Source organism: Pseudomonas sp. WS 5410 (genome assembly GCF_012985645.1).
In the GTDB taxonomy this organism is placed as follows: Bacteria; Pseudomonadota; Gammaproteobacteria; order Pseudomonadales; family Pseudomonadaceae; genus Aquipseudomonas; species Aquipseudomonas shahriarae.
On the sequence record NZ_JAAQWS010000005.1, the window covers coordinates 89,137 to 111,075 of the forward strand.

A 21,939-nucleotide genomic window follows, 5' to 3' on the forward strand; every position below is an offset into this window, starting at 1 on the left:
CCGGGCGGGTCGCTTTTTCATGACATCAGACAGCCGGGTTAACCGGTGTCTCTGGATGCCAGGCGTCCAGCAGTTCGCTGACTTCAACGCGGGTCAGCTCTGGGCGAGCCTTGAGCCACGCTTCAACAGCGGCACGCTGTTCTTCGTTGACCGAACCACGGGTGGCTTTGCAGACCAGACCGAAGTCATCGCCGCCCACGTAGTCCAGGCCATTGCCGTCCATCGCTTCAGTCAGGAATGCTTCGAGGAAAGCGTCAACCGCCTCATCGTCCAAACCTTCTTTGAAGTCCAGGTTCAGTTCGAAACCCAGCTCTTGAAATTCATCAACGCACAGTTTTTTGCGCAGACGCCGGGAACGGTTAGTCGCCATTGGAACAATCCTCTTAAGTATTAACGGCCGGCACTCTACCAGTTTAAGGCGCGAATTGCCCGGCAATCCAAGACGGGTGGCACGATAGCGCGAAAAAAATCCATCATTTGCAGCTATGGTTGAGGCACAAGTAGCCCCACCTTGGGGCATAATGCCGACACTTTCATGACCACTGGGGGATTTTCTTACATAGCCCCCGCTATATTCACCCTCCTCTGCAGTAGGGTCTTACTTCTTATGATCAAATCCTTGCGTCCATTATTACTCGCCAGTTTCCTTTTGCCCCTGGCGCTCTCAGTCACCGCCGCCCCGATCAATACCACCCTGCCACCCAAAGTCCAGGAAGCCCTGAAGAAAGCCAAACTGCAGAACGATGCCCTGTCCCTGGTAATGATTCCGCTCAATGGCCCCGGCAGCGCCACGGTGTTCAACGCTGACGTGTCGGTCAACCCGGCGTCGACCATGAAACTGGTCACCACCTACGCAGCCCTGGAAATGCTCGGCCCCAACCATCAGTGGAAAACCGAGTTCTACACCGACGGCACCCTCAGTGGCGGCGTCCTGCGGGGCAACCTGTACCTCAAGGGCGGCGGCGATCCCAAGCTGAACATGGAAAAGCTCTGGCTGCTGATGCGCGACCTGCGCGCCAATGGCGTACAGCAAGTCACCGGCGACCTGGTGCTGGACCGCGGCTTCTTTATCCAGCCCCAACTGCCGGAGTTCAACGACGACGGCAACGATGCCAACAAGCCGTTCCTGGTCAAGCCGGACGCCCTGCTGGTCAACCTCAAGGCCCTGCGCTTTGTGACCCGCAATGATTCGGGAAAGGTGTTGGTCTCGGTGGAGCCGCCGATTGCCAGCATCCAGATCGACAATCAGGTCAAGGCCAGCAACGCCAAGCAGTGCACCGGTGATGTGCGCTACAACCCGGTCACCGCCGCCGACGGCAGTGTCACCGTGACCGTCAGCGGCCAGTTGGGCGATGGCTGCAGCTCGCAGACGTATCTGTCGCTGCTCGACCATGCCACCTACACCGCCGGCGCCGTGCGCGCGATCTGGAAAGAGTTGGGCGGCACGATCCAGGGCCGCGACGTACTGGCCCCGGTGCCAAAAACCGCCAAGGTCCTGGCCCGGGCGTTCTCCCCGGACCTGGCCGAGATCATCCGCGACATCAATAAATACAGTAACAACACCATGGCCCAGCAGTTGTTCCTCAGCCTCGGCGCGCAATACCGCACTGATGCCGACGGCGATGACGCCAGGGCAGCACAGCGCGTGGTCCGCCAATGGCTGGCGAAAAAAGGCATCACGGCTCCGCACCTGGTGATGGAAAACGGTTCCGGCCTGTCCCGTGCCGAACGGGTCAGCGCCCGAGAAATGGCGACCATGCTGCAGGCCGCCTGGAGAAGCCCGTATGCGGCCGAGTTCATCAGCTCGATGCCGATTGCCGGCAGTGACGGCACCATGCGCAAGCGCCTGAAAACCACAGCCCTGCGCGGCGAAGCCCACGTCAAGACCGGCACCCTGAACACGGTACGTGCGATTGCCGGCTTCAGCCGTGACAACAATGGCAATACCTGGGCGGTGGTGGCGATTCTCAACGATCCGAAGCCGTGGGGCGCATCGTCGGTGCTGGACCAGGTGCTGCTGGATCTGTATCGCCAGCCGAAGCTGGCGGCGGCTGCGCCGGGCCTATAGAGCGGTTGGCTTACCAACCTTTTGCAACCACTGCGAACTAAATGTGGGAGCGGGCTTGCTCGCGATGACGGTGTGTCAGTCAATACATCTGGCGACTGATACACCGTCATCGCGAGCAAGCCCGCTCCCACATTAGGGATACGGTGCTCAGACAGGCAACCGCTGCGCCTCGACCCGATCCCTGCCCGCCTGCTTGGCCGCATACACCGCCGAATCCGCGCGCAGCAACAAGCCATCCACGCCCTCATCGACCCGCCAACTGGCTACGCCAAAACTCGCCGTCACCGTGCCGACGCCGTCCATTGGCGTACTGCGCAGCACTTCCCACAACTCAACGGCCAGGCTGTAGGCCTGGACACCATCGGTATTGGGACACAGCACCATGAACTCCTCGCCGCCGAGGCGGCAGAACACATCGCTGCGGCGCAGGCGCAGGCTGATACGCCGGCACAACTCCTGCAGCACACCATCCCCCGCCGCGTGCCCATGCTGGTCATTGATGCGCTTGAAGTGATCAATATCCAGCATGATCACCGCCAGCGACCCCGACGTACGCCGCACCCGACTCATCTCGGCCCTCAGCCGATCCTGGAAGTAGCGACGGTTATGGATACCCGTCAACGAGTCGGTGATGGACAGCGCCCGCAACTCTTCTTCCACCCGCTTGAGATCGGAGATATCCGACACATAGCCATGCCATAGCGTACCGCCACCGGGTAACTCTTCCGGCGTCGCCTCGCCACGAATCCAACGCAGGCCCCGGCCCGGCAGTTGCACCCGATATTCTTCGCGCCATTGACTCAACTGCAGCGCGGACAGGCGGATAGAGGCGCGGATGCGCTCTGCGTCCTGGGGATGAATACGCTCGAAGACTTGCTTGGCATCCTGTTGCAGCAACCCCGGGTCGATTTCGTAGATATCGCGAATACCATCGCTGGCGTAGATAAACCGCCAGTTGTCATTGGGTTCGAGGGTGAACTGGAAGATCCCGCCCGGCACATGGGCACTGAGTTTTTTCAGCAACCGATCCCGAGCCGCCAGGGCCTCATAGGCGCGTTTCTGCTCGGTGACATCCAGGCAGATCGCCAGGTGCCCGATCCACAAGCCATGCTCGTCAAGCAGTGCCGTGGCCAGCATATTCACGGTCAACTGGCTGCCGTCCTGGCGCACCAACGTCCACTCCCGGGCCTCATGCAGGCTGTCGCTGCCCTCCACCAGCATCGCCTGGCCGGGCATGATCCGTTTGCCCAGCGCCAGACTCAACTGCACCGCACGGGCTTCCAGTTCGGGCGCCAGGTGCAGGCTTTCGAGGGTCATGTGACCGAGCACCTGGTCGGCCTGATAACCCAGCATCTTCTCGGCGCCGGCATTGAACGTGCTGATCACGCCCCGCAAGTCCGTGGCAATGATCGCCACCTGGGTCGCGGCGTTGAGCACGCTGCGCAACTGACCATGGGCACCACGCAACTCATACTCGCGCTGGTGCAATTGCCCCGTACGCTGCTGCACCAGCCTCAGCGCCCGCTGCCGCTGGCTGACCAGCACGTAGAGCAAGGCACTGAGCAACAGGCTGAGCAAGCTGCCCATGGCCAGGATACTGCTCGTCGAAGAGTGATTGGCCTGCACAAACACCTGGCTGGGACGCAGGCTCAAGGCGTAGACATGATCGCCCAGGGTCAGCCGGCGGATCGACTCCAGGCTGCTATCGCCCACGGGATTGTCCGATTCATACAGCAGCTGCTGTTGAGTATCGGAGGTGTCGACAATCTGCATCACCAGGTTATCCCGCGCGGGCTTGGGCAAACCGTCGGCTACCAATTGGCGCATGCTGATCACCGCCATGACGAAACCGTAGGGTTCGTTGTAGGGCATTTGCGCGGTGGGCGGCCGAGTGACCGGTGCTACCAGCAACACGCCCATGGTATACGCCGGCTCCACCCCCACCAGCGACATCGGTTGGGATACGGCAATGGTTGCGGAACGGTACGCCCGCTCGATCGTCGAACGGCGCAACGGCTGGGCCAGCAGGTCAAACCCCAAGGGCGAGCCGAGGATGCTCTGGGTCTGGCTGTACAACACCGGCACGTACTCGTCACGCTCCTGCGCCGGTACCAGCGCCCCGGCTTCATTCAACTCACGAATGGAGAAAGGCGCGCCACGCTGGCGTGATACCTGTTGTTCGAACGCCCGGCGCTCATCACGCGCTATCCGAGGCGCCCAGGCATAGGCACGGGCGCGCAACAGCAACGGCTGGGCGAACCCATCGAAATCTTCGCGGGAAACATCATGGGAGTTGACGAAAAAACGCTGCAGGCTGCCCAGGCGCTGCTCCTGGTCTTCGAAACGCTCTTCCAGGCGGCTGTAGCGCTCGTTGACCAATAACTGGAAACGCTGGCGGACCTGCTGGTGATGCCGATCGGCCGTGGTCAGCGCCAGCACGGCGGTGAGCGCCACCCCCACCAGCAAGACCACCAATGCCACCAGCCAAGCGGATGCCTGCTCGCTGATAAATCCCAGTATTTTCGGGCGGACGGCTTGCAACGGCATAGGCAAAACTCGAAACACCAGCGTGCAGGAGCGCTACTTCGGCTAAGAGGTTAGTTATAGCCATCGAGCCCTCTTTTGACCAGCGTAAAAAAGCCGCGAGCCCGGAAAAATCCAGGCTTGCGGCTTCAAGGTCGATCAGCGTGCGGTGATTTTCCAGGCACGATGGATTTTCGGGTTACGGGCAAAATCCGGATCAATGGTTTTATCGCTGATTTCCTCGACGGCATAGCGCTCGCCCAGGTTGTCTTCCAACTGGAACTTGCGGAAGTTGTTGGAGAAATACAGCACCCCGCCCGGCGCCAGGCGGGCCATGGCCAGGTCGAGCAATTGCACGTGGTCACGCTGGACGTCGAACACACCTTCCATGCGCTTGGAGTTGGAGAAGGTCGGCGGGTCGATGAAGATCAGATCGAACTCATCACGGCTGGCTTCCAGCCATGCCATCACATCGCCCTGCTCCAGGCGGTTCTTGTCGGAGAAGCCATTGAGGGACAGGTTGCGGCGCGCCCAGTCCAGATAGGTTTTCGACAGGTCGACGCTGGTGGTGCTGCGCGCGCCGCCCTTGGCCGCATGCACGCTGGCGGTGGCGGTGTAGCAATACAGGTTGAGGAAGCGCTTGCCGGCAGCTTCTTTCTGGATGCGCATGCGCATCGGGCGGTGGTCGAGAAACAGACCGGTGTCCAGGTAGTCAGTGAGGTTGACCAGCAGCTTCACCCCGCCTTCGCTGACTTCGGTGAACTTGCCCTGGGCGCTCTGGCGCTCGTACTGCTTGGTGCCGCTCTGACGCTCGCGGCGCTTGACCACCACACGGCTCTTGTCGATGTTCAGCGCCTGGGGAATGGCGGCCAGGGCATCGAACATGCGCGCCGAGGCTTTTTCCGGGTCGATGGACTTCGGTGCCACGTATTCCTGGACGTGCACCCAGTCGTGGTACAGGTCGATGGCCATGGAGTATTCCGGCATATCGGCATCGTACACGCGGTAGCAATCGACGCCCTCGCGCTTGGCCCACTTGCCCAGCAGCTTGAGGTTCTTTTGCAGGCGGTTGGCAAACATCTGCCCGCCTTCGCTCAAGCGCGCCTGCTCAACCACTGGCGCCGGTGCAGGCGCAGGTTTGATCGGGTTACCGTTCTTGTTGTACTGGCGCTCTTGCGGCTCGGTCGGGGCCTGGTCGTAAGCGGCTTGCTCACGTTCGGCCTGGCGCTGCTCCGGGGTGCGGCGCTCGCCGGTGACGAACTGATCCGGGTTGACCTTGATCAGCAGCAGCTTGCACGGCAAGGCGCCGTTCCAGAACGAATACTGCTTGTGGCTACGAATGCCCATGCGCTTGCCCAGGTCCGGGGCGCCGGTGAACACCGCCGCCTCCCAGCCCATGCACGCCTGGCGCAGACGCTCACCGAGATTCTGGTAGAGGTACAACAGGCTGGCTTCGTCACCCAGGCGCTCGCCGTACGGCGGGTTGCAGATCACCAGGCCTTTCTGGTTCTGGTCCGGACGCGGCTCGAAGGTGCCAACTTCGCCTTGGTAAATCTTGATCCAGTGGCTCAGGCCGGCACGCTCGATGTTGTTGCGCGCAGGCTGGATCAGACGCGGATCGGCTTCGTAACCGCGGATCCACAGTGGCGGCTTGTTCATGCCGATGGCCGCACGCTCGCTGGCCTCGGTGTGGAGTTTTTTCCACAGGGCCGGCACGTGGCCGAGCCAGGCGGTGAAGCCCCACTGCTCGCGATTAAGGTTGGGGGCCATGTCGGCGGCGATCATCGCGCCTTCCACCAGGAAGGTACCGACGCCGCACATCGGGTCAGTCAACGCGCCGTTTTCAGCAGCAATGCGCGGCCAGCCGGCACGAATCAAAATTGCCGCCGCGAGGTTTTCCTTCAACGGTGCCGCGCCCTGCTGCAGGCGGTAACCGCGCTGGTGCAGGCTGTGGCCGGACAAGTCGAGGGAGAGGATCGCTTCGCCACGGTCCAGGCGCAGGTGAATGCGCAGGTCGGGGTTGATCTTGTCGATGGACGGGCGTTCGCCGGTCGGGGTGCGCAGCTTGTCGACAATCGCATCCTTGACCTTCAGCGCGCCGAAGTGGGTGTTGTCGATGCCCGAACCGTGGCCGCTGAACTCCACCGCCAGGGTGCCGTCTGGGACCATATGGTCTTGCCATTCGATATCCAGCACCCCGTGGTACAGGTCTTCGGCATCCTTCATCGGGAAGCGCTTGAGCACCAGCAGTACACGGTTGGCCAGACGCGACCAGAGGCACAGGCGGTAGGCGGTTTCCATGTCGGCCATGCCGCGCACAGCCGAGGTGTGCTCGCGGGCGTCTTCAAGGCCAAGCCCGACGGCTTCCTCGATCAGCAGGCCTTCGAGGCCCTTGGGGCAAGTGAGGAAGAGTTCGTAACGGTCCGACATGGGGATTCCAGGCTTTTCAGCAATAAGTGAACGGGCGACGCATCGCGCGTTCGGTTTTCAATCAAGCGCTTTTCTTGAAGAGCGCTCGCGTGGCACGAATGTGTGCCGTTCCACCCCGGTGTCCAGACCTGCAGGGCCTTGATTGCCGGGGCAGAGAGATAATTTGTGCAACAAAAGGAAATATTCTGACCCTTCGTCGAATAATAACCGACTGCAAGCGGCGGGTATTCTCACTAAAGGATTAAACCCATCCTCTATACAGGGCACATCATAGCTGGCTTTGCCCAATAAATGGGGCGAAAAGCCATCCCAGCTTATGGCTATAGCATCGTTATCGTTACGTGCTTATGACAAAACGATCATTGAAACCATGTGACCTATTGGTTAGAACTCAACACAGGTTAGCGCCACAACGACGCTGACACAGAGGCTCGCCACGCCGGCAGCGAGCCACACCAACGGCAGAAAAACTCTGCCCGGCCTCGGACGAGGCCGAAGGATATCAAGACAGTCAACAAGTGAGGGAAACACCCTATGAGAAGACTTAAGCGTGATCCGTTGGAAAGAGCATTTTTACGCGGATATCAGTATGGCGTTCATGGCAAATCCCGTGAGCTTTGCCCATTTACTCTACCGTCAGTACGCCAAGCCTGGATTAACGGCTGGCGCGAAGGACGCGGCGACAACTGGGACGGTATGACCGGCACTGCGGGGATCCACAGACTCAACGAACTTCACGCCGTCGGCTAATCAGGGCACTTAATTCCGACAACCACCTTGAAGAATGTAACAACTTAACCACGCACGCCCCATCCGGGCGGCGGGCTTCGGCCCAGGGGCTCCTTAGAGGAGCCCTTTTTTATGGGCTTGAAACCCCTGCGCAGCAGCAGCTTCAGGGCTGCTTTGCAGTCCCACGTGGGGCAAGCCCGCTCGCCGCAATGGCGTCCACCGATTGGCGAATCAACGCTGGGCCCTTGTAGATAAACCCGGAATACAACTGCACCAGGCTGGCACCCGCGGCGATTTTCTCGGCGGCGTGCTTGCCTTCGGTGATACCGCCCACGGCGATGATCGGCAAACGCCCGGCCAACTCGGCCGCCAGCACCTTGACGATATGGGTGCTCTGGTCACGCACCGGCGCGCCGGAAAGCCCACCCGCCTCGTCACCGAAAGCCAGGCCTTCAACGCCCGCACGGCTGAGGGTGGTGTTGGTGGCAATCACCGCATCCATCCCCGCATCCACCAGGGCCTGGGCCACCAGCACGGTTTCTTCGTCGTTCATGTCCGGGGCGATCTTGATCGCCAAGGGCACGCGCTTGCCATGGCGTACCGCCAGGTCTTCCTGGCGCTGGCGCAGGGCTTCGAGCAGTTGCTTGAGCGAGTCGCCAAACTGCAGGCTGCGCAGGCCCGGGGTGTTGGGCGAGCTGACGTTGACGGTCACATAGCTGGCGTGAGCGTAGACCTTGTCCAGGCAGAGCAGGTAGTCATCTACCGCACGCTCCACCGGGGTGTCGAAGTTCTTGCCGATATTGATCCCGAGGATGCCCTTGTACTTGGCGGCCTGGACCCGCGCCAGCAGGTGATCGACGCCCAGGTTGTTGAAACCCATGCGATTGATGATCGCCTCGGCCTCCGGCAGGCGGAAAATGCGCGGCTTGGGATTGCCCGGCTGCGGGCGCGGCGTGACGGTGCCGATCTCGACAAAACCGAAACCCAACTGCGCAAAGCCGTCGATGGCAGCGCCGTTCTTGTCCAGGCCAGCTGCCAGGCCCACCGGGTTGGGGAAATCGAGCCCCATCACCGAGACCGGCATCTTTGCCGGCGCCTTGCACACCAGGCCATTGAGCCCCAGGCGTCCACCCGCGCCGATCAGGTCCAGGGACAGATCGTGGGAAGTTTCCGGGGAGAGTTTGAATAACAGCTGGCGGGCCAGGGTATACATGGGCGGGCTTGACTCGGATGGCGGCGAAAGGTGGCAGCGATTATAGCCGGGGTGGCGGGTACGTGCGAGGCATGGCACACCGCCGGTCAATCATCCGTTTCGATGCTGCATCAACTCTTCGTAGCGCGCCCAAATCTTCTGCGCATAACGCAGACGCAGCGCATCACGCTCGCCCCCTGCCCCAGGCCCGACGTTGTAGGCGCCCACGGCGGTCCAGTTGTAACCAAACTGCTTGATGAAGTCGGCCAGAATCGACGCCCCCACCTCCACCGACAGGCACGGCTCATCCAACAGACGCTGCTCGGTAATCCCCTGCTTGAGCAGGCGCGGCAGATGAATGCTGTTGATCTGCATCAGGCCGATGTCACGGCTGCCATTGTTATTGCTGTAGTTCATGGCCTCGGCGCGATAGCCCGACTCCACGGCGGCAATGGCTTGCAGTAACTCCGGCTCGATATCGTATTGGCGGGCGGCCTCGGCCCAACAATAAGCCCCGGCCTCACTCGCCTTGCCCAGGGTAAGTAACAGCAGCCCCAGCCTGCAGGCTCGTTTCATGCCTGCTCGACAGCCGCTTCGGCGCACCAGCCACAGGCCGGGCAAGCACGCCGTGGAGCACCCGCACCTTGCGCTGCCTGGCCATGCCGCTCGAGCACCCTTACCCGGCCATTGAAGCGATAACCGCGGCCATACACTGTCGCGATCAACCGCCTGTCGCCCTCCAATTGCTTGCGCAATGAGTAGATACAACGGGTCAGGGACTCTTCGGCGATGTCGATATGGGGCCAGACCTGCTCCAGCAGGTAGTCCTTGGTCACCAATACGCCGGGCGTGGCCAGCAACAAGCGCAACACATGACATTCCTTGGGGGGTAACTGAATGTCGCGACCTTCGGCGGTCAGCCGGCCATCACCCTGCAACTTCCAATGACCAAAGGCGAGGGAGCCCCTGACCAAGCCCTCAACTGCAGCAACCATGCAAACCTCTGTTCCTGTCTGACATACGCGGCGCCTTGAATATTGATATCGCACCGCCTGGAGATATCGCGACTATAGAAACCCGCAGCCAATTGCACGTTAGGAAAAAACCCTGTGCTTCGAAGTTTTCCGGGAGTGTTTCGTAGGAACTTTCGAGGTCAACAGCCCCCGTTCGCCATGGGTAATGCCTGCTTTCATTGCTCGGCGATACGAGCAAATGCACGCCGGACGCGCTCGTATTGATCAGAGCTCAGGGGGGTCGAAACAGAACCCATCACGGGAGCCGTGGGTATATCCAATTCAGCCACCAGTTCTTTGATAAACCGCAACTGCTGCGCGCTTCCCTTGATCAACAGGCTGTTGACCTGTGGGTAGGCGATTACCGCTGCGCCAGTGCCGGCCTTGCGCCCAAGCTCGGCAAGCCGACGCTCGACCAGCGTTGCCATGCCGGGCACGGTGATTTTTTGCAGCCCCATGTCGTACTGGTGGTCTGCCACGTCATGATTCAGCACCTGCACGACACCGACTTCCGGCAACGCCTGGCGCCGTGCCGGGCGTTGGCGGTCCATCAGTTGGGCCAGGCGCAATACGTGATCGACATAATTGGCGGGCCCGGACACATAAAACAATCGCGCACCGGCCTTGCGCAGCGGGTAGCGCGCCTCGTCGAGCCCCGCGCGCCGCATGACCACACGCAATCTGTCGACGCTCATGTGCCGCAGAATCACCCCGGAACTCTTGGCCTCGCTGGCGTCGTAGAGATGTAGCACCTGGCCGTCGCTGTACCAGATCAATTCGTGCTGCAACGCCACCGTCTCGAGGACCGCTTGCGCGTCGGCAAAATCAAATTGCCCGGTGATGCGCTTGCCCGCCGCCCGCTTGCTGACCACGATGGGCTGCCCCAAGGGCACCGCAAGTCGAGTGAAGAAGCCCGAAAGGCTTTCATCCAACGCCAGGTAGGTCGCGCCCATGGCTGGCAGGGCAGCGAGCATCAACAGCCCGCCCAGCAGCCAGCGCTGCAAAAAGGCAGTGCAGGTCGCTGCGATAGATTGATCAAGAAGCACGCGGGGTTTCCTGAAGGGTGTTGCCCAAAGGAGCGCCATAGTGAAAGGCCCGCGCAATGCAATCTTGATGAAAACCTGATCAACCACGGCTCGCCCTGCGCCGTGGCATGTGCCTTGCTTTGTCTTGTGTATCGCGGCCCGCACCAACGACGGAACGGGCTCAAGGACAAAGGCGTCGTTACCTGCAGGAGGCTTGCAAGCCGCCCTACGGAACGACGCCTTTTTTCACACAGAAGGTAGGTGTTGATGAGTGATCAGGTGGGCAACAGCCAGGCCAATAACCCCCTGGCCTGGGTCAACGGCAGCGATGCCCCGGAAAAGAGCAGCCTCGACCTGGGCTTCATGGCCTTGAGCGATTGCGCCTCGCTGGTGGTCGCGGCGACCCAAGGGTTTGCCCAGCCGTACGGGCTGACGCTGAACCTCAAGCGCCAGTCATCCTGGGCCGGCCTGCGCGACAAGCTGGTCAGCGGCGAACTGGACGCCGCCCACAGCCTGTATGGCCTGATCTATGCGGTGCACCTGGGCATCGGCGGCGTGGCGCCAACCGACATGGCGGTGCTGATGGGCCTGAACCAGAACGGCCAGGGCATCAACTTGTCCCAGGGCCTGCAGCACCAGGGCGTGACCAGTCCTGAGGCACTGGCGCGCAAGGTGCACCAAAGCCGGACAAAACTCACCTTCGCCCAGACGTTTCCCACCGGCACCCACGCCATGTGGTTGTATTACTGGCTGGCCAGCCAAGGCATTCATCCGCTGCGCGATGTCGAGAGTGTGGTGGTGCCGCCGCCGCAGATGGTCGCGCACTTGCAGGCCGGGCGGATTGACGGCCTGTGTGTGGGCGAACCCTGGTGCGCCAGCGCGGTGCAGCAAAACCAGGGCTTTACCCTGGCCACTAGCCAGGCGATCTGGCCGGATCACCCGGAAAAAGTCCTGGGCTGCACCCAGGCGTTTGTCGAGCAATACCCCAACACCGCCCGCGTGCTGGTAATGGCGATCCTGGAGGCCAGCCGTTTTATCGACGACAGCCTGGAGAACCGCCGCTCCACCGCGCAACTGCTCAGCGCCAGGGAATATCTGGACGCCCCACTCGACTGCATCGAACCGCGCCTGCTGGGGGCTTATGACGATGGCCTGGGCAACCACTGGCAAGACGTGCACGCGTTGCGCTTCCATGGCGGTGGCGAGGTCAACCTGCCGTACCTGTCCGACGGCATGTGGTTCATGACCCAGTTCCGCCGCTGGGGCCTGCTGCGTGACGACCCTGACTACCTCGCCGTTGCCCGGCAGGTGCAGCAACTGGACCTCTACCGCCAGGCCGCGACGGCAGTGGGTGTGGCAGCCTGGGGCGCGGACATGCGCAGCAGCCAATTGATCGACGGCAAGGTCTGGGATGGCTCGGACCCTGCCGCCTACGCCCGTAGCTTCCGCCTGCATGCCCTGGCCGACGATGTCGTCCGCCACGCCTTGCGCTGATGGGAGGCCAGCCATGTTGCGAATCCTGCTGATCAATGACACCCCACGCAAAGTCGGGCGCCTTAAAAGTGCACTGACCGAGGCCGGTTTTGAGGTGATCGACGAGTCCGGCCTGACCATCGACCTGCCGGCGCGCGTCGAAACAGTGCGCCCGGATGTGATTCTGATCGATACCGAGTCACCCGGCCGCGATGTGATGGAGCAAGTGGTGCTGGTCAGCCGTGACCAGCCCCGCCCCATCGTGATGTTTACCGACGAACATGACCCCAACGTGATGCGCCAGGCGATCAAGTCCGGGGTCAGTGCCTACATCGTCGAGGGCATCCAGGCCCAGCGCCTGCAGCCGATCCTCGATGTGGCCATGGCACGCTTCGAGAGCGATCAGGCCCTGCGTGCGCAGCTGCAGGCCCGCGACCAGCAACTGGCGGAACGCAAGCGCATCGAGCTGGCCAAGGGTTTGCTGATGAAAATGAAGGACTGCAATGAAGAACAGGCCTACACCCTGATGCGCCGCCAAGCCATGAGCCGCCAGCAGAAGTTGATCCAGGTGGCCGAGCAGATTATTGCCATGAGTGAATTGTTAGGCTGAGACACACAACTACCCTCGCCCACTGTGGAAACGGGCTTGCCCGCGATGGCAGTGTCACGATTGGCGCAAGACTTGCAAACCATACACCCCAGGTAGCCAACGGCGGTTGCCCCTCCACGACAAAGACGTCGCACATCCGGTTTGCCCAGGCGAACCCGGTGGCGGCGTTTTTTCGTTTGGGTGGGGCGGCCTTCGCTGGCCGTTCCATCACCAGGCCTTCTACAAGATCCCCAATCTGAGGTGCGTGATGAAATCAAGCTTCTGGAAATCCGGGCACACCCCGACCTTGTTTGCCGCGTTCCTGTATTTCGACCTGAGTTTCATGGTCTGGTATCTATTGGGCCCGCTGGCGGTGCAGATCGCCGCCGACCTGCAACTGACCACCCAGCAACGCGGGCTGATGGTTGCCACACCGATCCTGGCGGGCGCGATCCTGCGCTTCTTGATGGGCATGCTGGCAGACAAGTTGTCGCCCAAGACCGCCGGCCTGATCGGCCAGGTGATCGTGATTGTGGCGCTGTTCTGTGCCTGGAAACTGGGGATCCACAGCTATGAACAGGCGCTGCTGCTGGGGCTGTTTCTCGGCATGGCCGGGGCCTCGTTTGCCGTGGCCCTGCCGTTGGCCTCCCAGTGGTACCCCGCCGAACACCAGGGCAAGGCCATGGGCATCGCCGGGGCGGGCAACTCCGGCACGGTGTTCGCCGCATTGCTGGCGCCGCTGATCGCCGCCGCCTTTGGCTGGAGCAACGTGTTTGGCTTTGCCCTGATCCCGCTGGTCCTGACCTTGATCGTATTCGCCTGGCTGGCGCGCAATGCCCCTGAGCGACCGAAAGCCAAATCCATGGCCGACTACTTCAAGGCCCTGGGCGACCGCGACAGTTGGTGGTTCATGTTCTTCTACAGCGTGACCTTCGGTGGCTTTATCGGCCTGGCCAGCGCCCTGCCCGGCTACTTCAACGACCAATATGGCTTGAGCCCGGTCACTGCCGGCTACTACACCGCCGCCTGTGTGTTCGGCGGCAGCCTGATGCGGCCCCTGGGCGGCGCCCTGGCCGACCGATTCGGCGGGATCCGCACCCTGCTGGGTATGTACGGCGTGGCGGTGGTGTGCATCGCGGCAGTGGGCTTCAACCTACCGAGTTCCTACGCTGCACTGGCCCTGTTCGTATGCACCATGCTCGGCCTGGGGGCCGGTAACGGCGCGGTCTTCCAGTTGGTGCCCCAGCGCTTTCGCCGGGAGATCGGCGTGATGACCGGGTTGATCGGTATGGCCGGCGGTATCGGCGGTTTCGCCCTGGCGGCGGGTATGGGCGCAATCAAGCAAAGCACCGGCAGCTATCAGTTGGCGTTGTGGCTGTTCGCCAGCCTGGGCGTGCTGGCGTGGTTCGGCCTGTATGGCGTGAAGCGGCGTTGGAGGACCACCTGGGGTTCGGCTGCCGTCACCGCAGCGCGGGTCTGATGAGCCTGCAACTGAGCGTGGCCCAGGCCAGCGCCATTGGGCCGCGCGCGGAAAACCAGGACGCCCTGCGCCTGGTCACCCCGGCCCCGGAGCTGGCCGCGAGCAAGGGCTATCTGTGTGCCATCGCCGATGGTGTCAGCCAATGCGCCGACGGCGGCCTGGCCGCGCGCTCGACCTTGCAGGCCCTGGCCCTGGACTACTACGCCACGCCGCAAACCTGGGGCGTGGCCCAGGCCCTGGACCGCCTGTTGCTTGCACAAAATCGCTGGCTGCAGGCCAATGGCGGCGGCCAGCCGTTGCTGACCACCCTCAGCGCCCTGGTGTTTCGCGGCCAGCGTTTTACCTTGGCCCATGTCGGTGACTGCCGGGTGTATCGCTGGTTCGCGGGCGAGTTGCAGCGCATCACTGAAGAACATGTCTGGGAGCAACCGGGCATGCAACATGTGCTCAAGCGCGCCCTGGGCCTGGACCAGCATCTGGTGGTGGATTTTCTCGACGGTGAACTGCGCCAGGGCGAGTGCTTCCTGCTGCTCAGCGACGGGGTATGGGCGACCCTGGCCGATCACAGCATCCGCGCGATCCTGCGCGAACAGGCCGATCTGGATCTGGCCGTGAACACCCTGGTCAATGCGGCGCACCTGGCGGGTAGCCAGGACAATGCCAGCGCCCTGCTGGTGCGCATCGACCAGCTTGGCGCCGCGACCCTGGGTGATGCGCTGGTGCAGTTGCAGCAGTGGCCACTGCCGCCGCCGTTGAAGGCCGGGCAAGCCTTTGAAGGCTGGCAGGTGGAGTGCGTGCTGGCGCACAGTCGGCAGTCGTTGCTGTACCGGGTACGTGATACCCAGCAGCAAGCCTGGCTGCTGAAAACCCTGGCCCCGGGTCGCGACGATGACAACGATGCGGCCCAGGCCCTGCTCGCGGAAGAATGGTTTTTGCGCCGGGTGGCGGGACGGGCATTTCCTGAAGTCCATCCGGGCAGCGGGCGTCAGCATTTGTACTATGTGATGCGTGAATACAGCGGGCAGACCCTGGCCGAACTGTTCCAGCAGCAAGGCCCCTTGCCGCTGGCGCAATGGCAGTCCATCGCCGAGCGCTTGCTGCGGGCGGTGGGCATGCTGCATCGCCGGCAAATCCTGCACCGTGACATCAAGCCGGAAAACCTGCTGTTGGGGGAGGACGGCGAACTGCGGGTGCTGGATTTTGGCCTGGCCTATTGCCCCGGCTTATCCGAAGACCGCGCTCACCTGTTGCCGGGCACCCCCAGCTTTATCGCCCCCGAAGCCTTCAGCGGCGAACGTCCGACACCGCAGCAGGATTTGTACAGCGTCGGCGTGAGCCTGTATTACCTGCTGACCGGGCATTATCCCTACGGTGAAATCGAAGCGTTCCAGCGCCCCCGCTTCAACACGCCTGTCAGTGCCAGCCGTTATCGACCCGACCTGCCCGACTGGTTGCAACAGAGCCTGGAGCGCTCGGTGGCGGCACAAGCGGCCCAACGTTACGAAACCGCCGAGGAATGGCTGCTGGTGCTGGAACAGGCCGACCGCCGCGAACTGAGCCTGCGCCCACGGCCACTGCTGGAGCGCGAGCCGCTGAAGGTCTGGCAAACCCTGGCGTTGGTGTCGTTGCTGATCAATCTGCTGTTGCTGTATCTGTTATCCCTATAGGAGGCAGGTGCGCCAGTTGTGGGCGTCCTGCCTTCAAATGGTGCGTAAAGACCTTGGAGCATCCACTAAAACCCCAGTAAACCCGGCGTTGCGCGACTTGGCACAACCACTGCATTAGCTTCTGCAACACCCCCACATACAGCCCCCCCTTCAACGACGAAGGTGGGGCTTTCCCGAGAGAACGGGACCAGGACAAAGGCGTCCTCGCTAGGCAACTAGCGGGACGCCTTTTTTGTTTGCGCGTGATTTGTCGAGCCACTGCGGAGAACGACATGAAGAAACTCAAACTGGTGATGATCGGCAACGGCATGGCCGGGGTTCGCACCCTTGAAGAACTGCTGAAGCTGAGCACCGAACTGTATGACATCACGGTCTTTGGTGCCGAGCCCCATACCAACTACAACCGCATCCTGCTGTCGCCGGTGCTGGCCGGTGAGCAGACGTTCGAAGAGATCGTGCTCAACGACCTGGACTGGTACCTGCAAAACAACATCAAGCTGCTGCTCAACCGCAAGGTGGTGCAGATCGACCGGGTCAAGCGCAAAGTCATCGCCGAAGACGGCACGGAAGCCGAATACGATCGCCTGCTGATCGCCACCGGCTCGACCCCGTTTATCCTGCCGATCCCCGGCAATACCTTGCAGGGTGTAATAGGCTACCGCGATATCGCCGACACCCAGGCCATGATCGACACCGCCCGCACCCACAAGCACGCGGTGGTCATCGGTGGCGGCTTGCTGGGCCTGGAAGCGGCCAATGGCCTGATGTTGCGCGGCATGCACGTGACCGTGGTGCATATCGGCGAATGGCTGCTGGAACGCCAGTTGGACAAGACCAGCGGCCAGTTGCTGCAAACCGAACTGGAAAGCCGGGGCCTGGTGTTTCGCCTGTGCGAACAGACCCAGGCCCTACATGACGCCGGCAATGGTCGCGTGGGCTCGGTGCAGTTCAAAAATGGCGAGGTGATTCCGGCTGACCTGGTGGTGATGGCTGCCGGTATCCGCCCCAACACCGAGCTGGCGGAACAGTCCGGCATCCCGTGCAACCGTGGGATTCTGGTCAACGACACGATGCAAACCTACGACCCGCGCATCTATGCCATCGGCGAGTGCGCCAGCCATCGTGGGATTGCCTACGGCCTGGTGGCGCCGCTGTTCGAGCAGGCCAAGGTCTGTGCCAACCACCTGGCGCAGTTGGGCTTCGCCACTTACAAAGGCTCGGTGACCTCGACCAAACTCAAAGTCACCGGCATCGACCTGTTTTCTGCTGGCGACTTCATGGGCGGCGAAGGCACCGAGACCATCACCCTTTCCGACCCTATCGGTGGCGTCTATAAGAAGCTGGTGATCAAGGACGACATACTGGTCGGCGCCTGCCTGTACGGCGATACCGCCGACGGCGGTTGGTATTTCCGGCAGATCCGTGAGAACCATGGCATTAGTGAGATCCGCGATCACCTGATGTTCGGCGAAAACGCCCTGGGCGATGTAGGCCACCAAGGCCAGGACAAAGCCATGAGCATGGCCGACAACGCCGAAGTCTGCGGCTGCAACGGGGTGTGCAAGGGCACCATCGTCAAGGCGATCCAGGAACAGGGCCTGTTCAGTGTCGATGAGGTGAAAAAACACACCAAGGCCGCCAGCTCCTGCGGCTCCTGTGCCGGGCTGGTGGAGCAGATCCTGATCAACACCGTGGGCGGCGCCGCCGACGTCAAACCCAAAAGCGAAAAAGCCATCTGCGGCTGCAGCGACCTCAATCACGGGCAAATCCGCCAGGCCATTCGCGACCAGCACTTGCTGACCATCGCCGACACCATGAGCTACCTGAACTGGCGTACGCCCAACGGTTGCGCCACCTGCCGCCCGGCACTCAACTACTACCTGATTTCCACCTGGCCGGGCGAAGCCAAGGACGACCCGCAATCGCGCCTGATCAACGAACGGGCCCACGCCAACATTCAGAAAGACGGCACCTACTCGGTAGTCCCACGGATGTGGGGCGGTGTGACCAATCCTTCCGAGCTGCGCCGGATTGCCGATGTGGCCGACAAGTACAACGTGCCGATGGTCAAGGTCACCGGCGGCCAGCGCATCGACTTGCTGGGCATCAGGAAACAGGACCTGCCCGGGGTGTGGAAAGACCTCGATATGCCGTCCGGGCATGCCTACGGCAAATCCATCCGCACCGTGAAGACCTGTGTTGGCAGCGAGTTCTGCCGGTTTGGCACGCAGAACTCCACGCAACTGGGCATTGAGCTGGAACATGACCTGTTCAATATGTGGTCGCCCCACAAGGTCAAGCTGGCGGTGTCCGGGTGCCCGCGCAATTGCTCGGAAGCCGGAATCAAGGATGTGGGCATTATCGGCGTCGACTCGGGCTGGGAGATGTATATCGGTGGCAATGGCGGGATCAAGACTGAGGTCGCGGAGTTTTTCGTCAAGCTCAAGACCGCCGAAGAAGTACGTGAGTACAACGGCGCTTTCCTACAGCTGTACCGCGAAGAAGCCTTCTACCTGGAGCGCACCGTGCACTACCTGCAACGGGTGGGCATGGACCACATCAAGAAGGCCGTGCTGGAAGACCCGGCGCGGCGCCAGGCCCTCAATGAGCGCCTGCAATTCTCCCTGTCGTTTGAACAAGACCCGTGGAAAGAGCGCCTGGAGCAGCCGCTGCTGAAGAAGGAATTCGACACCATCGCCGTCAAACAGCTGGAGGTAGTGCTATGAACTGGCTGGATATCTGCGCCCTCGAAGAAATCAACTCCCTGGGCTCGCGCATTGTCAGTGGCCCGAAAGGGGAAATCGCGATTTTTCGTACCAGTGACGATGAAGTGTTCGCCCTCGATGACCGCTGCCCGCACAAGGGCGGGCCGCTGTCCCAGGGGCTGATCTATGGCAAACGCGTGGCCTGCCCGCTGCACAACTGGCAGATCGACCTGGCGTCCGGCGAAGCCCAGGCACCGGATATCGGCTGCGCCCACCATCACCACGCCCGGGTGGAAAACGGCCGGGTGATGCTGGCCCTGCGGGACGCAGGTTGATGAACCGCCAGGTCACGGCATCGACCTGCTGCTACTGCGGGGTCGGCTGCGGCGTGCTGATCGAGCACGATGGCACGCAGATCTTCGGGGTCAGCGGCGATCCGGCACACCCGGCCAACTTCGGCAAGTTGTGCAGCAAGGGTTCCAGCCTGCACCTGACCGGCGATCTGACGGCGCGGGCGTTGTACCCGCAGCTGCGCCTGGGCAAAGAGCTGGCCCGCGGCCGCACCGACTGGGACACGGCCCTGGAACACGCGGCCAATGTATTCGCCGACACCATCGCCGAGCATGGCCCCGACAGCGTGGCGTTCTATATCTCCGGGCAACTGTTGACCGAGGACTACTACAGTTTCAACAAACTCGCGCGGGCCCTGGTGGGCACCAACAATATCGACAGCAATTCCCGGCTGTGCATGTCTTCGGCAGTGGTCGGCTACAAGCGCAGCCTGGGCGCCGATGCGCCGCCGTGCAGCTATGAGGACCTGGAGGCCAGCGATTGCGTGATGATCGTCGGCAGTAACATGGCCTACGCCCACCCCGTACTGTTTCGCCGGCTGGAAGAGGCCAAGGCACGCCGACCCGAGATGAAAGTGCTGGTCATCGACCCCCGGCGCACCGACACCTGCGACTTGGCGGATATGCACCTGGCAATCCTGCCCGGTACTGATGTGGCGTTGTTCCATGGGATTTTGCATCTGTTGCTGTGGGAAGACTGGATCGACCGCGACTTTATCCAGGCTCATACCGAGGGTCTGGTGGAGTTGAAGCGGCTGGTCCATGACTACACGCCACAGATGGTCACGCAATTATGTGGGATCAGTGTCGAACAACTGCGCCAGTGCGCACAGTGGGTGGGCACCTCGCCCAGCTTCCTGTCGCTGTGGTGCATGGGGTTGAACCAGTCCACCGCTGGCAGCGCTAAAAACAGTGCGCTGATCAACCTGCACCTGGCCACCGGCACCATTGGCCGCCCGGGTTGCGGGCCCTTTTCCCTGACCGGCCAGCCTAACGCCATGGGCGGCCGGGAGACCGGCAGCCTGTCGAACCTGCTGCCAGGCCATCGCGACGCCGGCAACGCTGAGCATCGCGCCGAAGTGGCCGCCTACTGGGGGGTTGAACAACTGCCCTGCAGCACCGGCTTGACCGCCATTGAACTGTTCGAGCAGGTACAGGCCGGCAAGATCAAAGCGTTGTGGATCGCTTGCACCAACCCCGCGCAATCGTTGCCAGACCAGAACAACGTGCGCCAGGCTCTGGCCGCGTGCCCGTTCGTGGTGTTGCAGGAGGCCTTCCGTACCACAGAAACCGCCGCCTTTGCCGACCTGTTGTTGCCCGCCGCCAGTTGGGGCGAGAAAGAAGGAACCGTGACCAACTCCGAACGGCGCGTTTCCCACGTGCGCCAGGCCATCGCCCCACCGGGTGAAGCGCGACCAGACTGGGCGATTACCGTGGATTTCGCACAGCGCCTGGAGCGCCGCTTGCGTCCTCAAAAAACCGGCCTGTTTGCCTTTGAAACGCCCGCGCAGGTGTTTGATGAATACAAACAGCTGACCCGTGGTCAGGACCTGGACCTGTCGGGCCTCAGCCACGCCCTGCTCGACCGCATCGGCCCGCAGCAATGGCCGTTTCCCGCAAAGGCCCAGGCCGGCACGCCACGGCTGTACACCGATGGCATCTTCCCGACCGCCAGTGGTCGTGCGCAGTTTGTCGCTGATCCTTATCGCGCCGCCAAAGAGCAGCGTGACGCGCGTTTTCCACTGACCCTGATCACCGGCCGCCTGCGTGACCAATGGCATGGCATGAGCCGTACTGGCACGGCGGCGCAACTCTTTGGCCATGTCAGCGAAGCATCGCTCAGCCTGCACCCGGACGAACTGCGCCGGCACCGTTTCAAAGAAGGCGACCTGGTCAATCTCAAAAGCCGTCGCGGCAACGTGATTGTGGCGGTGACCAGTGATGACAGCGTGCGACCCGGCCAGGCATTCCTGCCGATGCATTGGGGCGATCGCTTCCTTAAGGGTGGCGTCAATGCGCTGACCCAGCCGGCGTTCGACCCACTGTCGAAACAGCCGGAACTCAAACACAGCGGCGTACGCCTGGAAGCCGTGCAATTGCCCTGGCACTTGTTCGCGCTGATCGAGGGCGATGTGCAGCAACACTTCGAAGCCTTGCGCCCCCTTTGTGAGCGTTTTGCCTATGTCAGCCTGAGCCTGACCGGGCGTGAGCGGCCGGCCCTGCTGGTGCGGGCTGCCCATACCGAAGCACCGGATCTGCAACTGCTCAACAGCATCGACCGATTGCTGGGCCTCAATGACGGCCCGGTCATGGCCTATGACGACCCGCGCCGCTCCATCGGTAAACGGGTAAAGATCGAGAAAGGCCGGATTACCGCGATCCGCCTGGCCGGCGAAACCCTCGCCCGCCACTGGCTGCAAAGCCTGTGGCTGGAAGGCCGCGCCGACGAACAGTTACGCCGCTGGCTGCTGGCACCGCTAAGCGCGCCGCCCGGTGGTGGAACGACCAGCAACAGAATTCTCTGCAACTGCAAAAACGTCAGTGAAAGCGCGATATGCGCCGGCATCGGCCGCGGCCTGAACCTGGACGGGCTGAAACAAGCATTGGGCTGCGGCACGCAATGTGGCTCCTGCGTCCCCGAAATCAAACGGCTATTGGCAAGCACCTCGCAGCCAATCGCTATCAGTGTGTGAGG

Annotated in this window: 16 protein-coding genes; 9 read left to right on the forward strand and 7 right to left on the reverse strand. The window is 62.1% G+C overall.

Going from position 1 to position 21,939, the window contains the following annotated elements; translation table 11 throughout:
- Positions 1 to 25: 25 nt before the first annotated feature.
- Positions 26 to 370: a YggL family protein gene (locus HBO24_RS09515; RefSeq protein ID WP_057444922.1), complete on the reverse strand. Its 345-nt coding sequence runs from the start codon at positions 368 to 370 to the stop codon at positions 26 to 28.
- Between the two features lie 237 nt (positions 371 to 607).
- On the opposite strand from HBO24_RS09515, the gene dacB reads away from it, so the two are divergent.
- Positions 608 to 2,068: a D-alanyl-D-alanine carboxypeptidase/D-alanyl-D-alanine-endopeptidase gene (dacB, locus tag HBO24_RS09520; protein WP_115128706.1), complete on the forward strand. Its 1,461-nt coding sequence runs from the start codon at positions 608 to 610 to the stop codon at positions 2,066 to 2,068.
- A 147-nt stretch (positions 2,069 to 2,215) separates the two neighbouring features.
- Here the strand turns inward: dacB and HBO24_RS09525 are convergent, their stop codons facing one another.
- Together HBO24_RS09525 and rlmKL are read right to left on the reverse strand one after the other, a co-directional pair.
- Positions 2,216 to 4,615 (reverse strand): GGDEF domain-containing protein, encoded by a 2,400-nt coding sequence (locus HBO24_RS09525; RefSeq protein WP_170059602.1) that lies wholly within the window; start codon positions 4,613 to 4,615, stop codon positions 2,216 to 2,218.
- Positions 4,616 to 4,750: 135 nt separating this feature from the next.
- Entirely contained in the window at positions 4,751 to 7,021 is a 2,271-nt protein-coding gene (gene rlmKL, locus HBO24_RS09530) for a bifunctional 23S rRNA (guanine(2069)-N(7))-methyltransferase RlmK/23S rRNA (guanine(2445)-N(2))-methyltransferase RlmL (RefSeq protein ID WP_057439518.1), read from the reverse strand.
- Between the two features lie 534 nt (positions 7,022 to 7,555).
- Between rlmKL and HBO24_RS09535 the strand changes: the two genes are divergently transcribed.
- A complete protein-coding gene (locus HBO24_RS09535; protein WP_002553055.1) occupies positions 7,556 to 7,771 on the forward strand; it encodes a ribosome modulation factor in 216 nt (71 codons plus the stop codon).
- 142 nt (positions 7,772 to 7,913) lie between these two features.
- Here the strand turns inward: HBO24_RS09535 and HBO24_RS09540 are convergent, their stop codons facing one another.
- The 4 genes from HBO24_RS09540 to HBO24_RS29815 form a co-directional block, all read right to left on the reverse strand.
- Positions 7,914 to 8,963, reverse strand: a complete 1,050-nt coding sequence (locus tag HBO24_RS09540) for a quinone-dependent dihydroorotate dehydrogenase (protein WP_057960337.1) — start codon at positions 8,961 to 8,963, stop codon at positions 7,914 to 7,916.
- A 90-nt stretch (positions 8,964 to 9,053) separates the two neighbouring features.
- Positions 9,054 to 9,518, reverse strand: a complete 465-nt coding sequence (locus HBO24_RS09545) for a transglycosylase SLT domain-containing protein (protein WP_128592856.1) — start codon at positions 9,516 to 9,518, stop codon at positions 9,054 to 9,056.
- Positions 9,515 to 9,937 carry a winged helix-turn-helix domain-containing protein gene (locus tag HBO24_RS09550; RefSeq protein ID WP_170044408.1) on the reverse strand — a complete coding sequence of 141 codons (423 nt, stop codon included), beginning with the start codon at positions 9,935 to 9,937 and terminating at the stop codon, positions 9,515 to 9,517. The genes HBO24_RS09545 and HBO24_RS09550 overlap by 4 nt, the downstream gene beginning before the upstream one ends.
- Before the next feature lie 194 nt (positions 9,938 to 10,131).
- Positions 10,132 to 11,001, reverse strand: a complete 870-nt coding sequence (locus HBO24_RS29815; RefSeq protein WP_262152992.1) for a secretin N-terminal domain-containing protein — start codon at positions 10,999 to 11,001, stop codon at positions 10,132 to 10,134.
- A 246-nt stretch (positions 11,002 to 11,247) separates the two neighbouring features.
- Between HBO24_RS29815 and HBO24_RS09560 the strand changes: the two genes are divergently transcribed.
- From HBO24_RS09560 to HBO24_RS09590, 7 genes are all read left to right on the forward strand, one after another.
- Positions 11,248 to 12,474, forward strand: coding sequence for a CmpA/NrtA family ABC transporter substrate-binding protein (locus HBO24_RS09560; RefSeq protein WP_120733854.1), 1,227 nt, complete (start codon positions 11,248 to 11,250; stop codon positions 12,472 to 12,474).
- A 13-nt stretch (positions 12,475 to 12,487) separates the two neighbouring features.
- Positions 12,488 to 13,063, forward strand: coding sequence for an ANTAR domain-containing protein (locus tag HBO24_RS09565; protein ID WP_057439520.1), 576 nt, complete (start codon positions 12,488 to 12,490; stop codon positions 13,061 to 13,063).
- 247 nt (positions 13,064 to 13,310) lie between these two features.
- The gene (locus HBO24_RS09570) at positions 13,311 to 14,522 is read left to right on the forward strand and encodes a nitrate/nitrite transporter (protein WP_057960340.1); all 1,212 of its coding nucleotides are present in this window, start codon (positions 13,311 to 13,313) and stop codon (positions 14,520 to 14,522) included.
- A complete protein-coding gene (locus HBO24_RS09575) occupies positions 14,522 to 16,189 on the forward strand; it encodes a bifunctional protein-serine/threonine kinase/phosphatase (protein WP_170044412.1) in 1,668 nt (555 codons plus the stop codon). The genes HBO24_RS09570 and HBO24_RS09575 overlap by 1 nt, the downstream gene beginning before the upstream one ends.
- A 272-nt stretch (positions 16,190 to 16,461) precedes the next feature.
- A complete protein-coding gene (gene nirB, locus HBO24_RS09580; RefSeq protein WP_120733858.1) occupies positions 16,462 to 18,915 on the forward strand; it encodes a nitrite reductase large subunit NirB in 2,454 nt (817 codons plus the stop codon).
- Positions 18,912 to 19,229, forward strand: coding sequence for a nitrite reductase small subunit NirD (gene nirD, locus HBO24_RS09585; protein WP_057439522.1), 318 nt, complete (start codon positions 18,912 to 18,914; stop codon positions 19,227 to 19,229). The genes nirB and nirD overlap by 4 nt, the downstream gene beginning before the upstream one ends.
- Positions 19,229 to 21,937 (forward strand): nitrate reductase, encoded by a 2,709-nt coding sequence (locus tag HBO24_RS09590; RefSeq protein WP_170059604.1) that lies wholly within the window; start codon positions 19,229 to 19,231, stop codon positions 21,935 to 21,937. The genes nirD and HBO24_RS09590 overlap by 1 nt, the downstream gene beginning before the upstream one ends.
- The last annotated feature ends 2 nt before the right edge of the window (positions 21,938 to 21,939 follow it).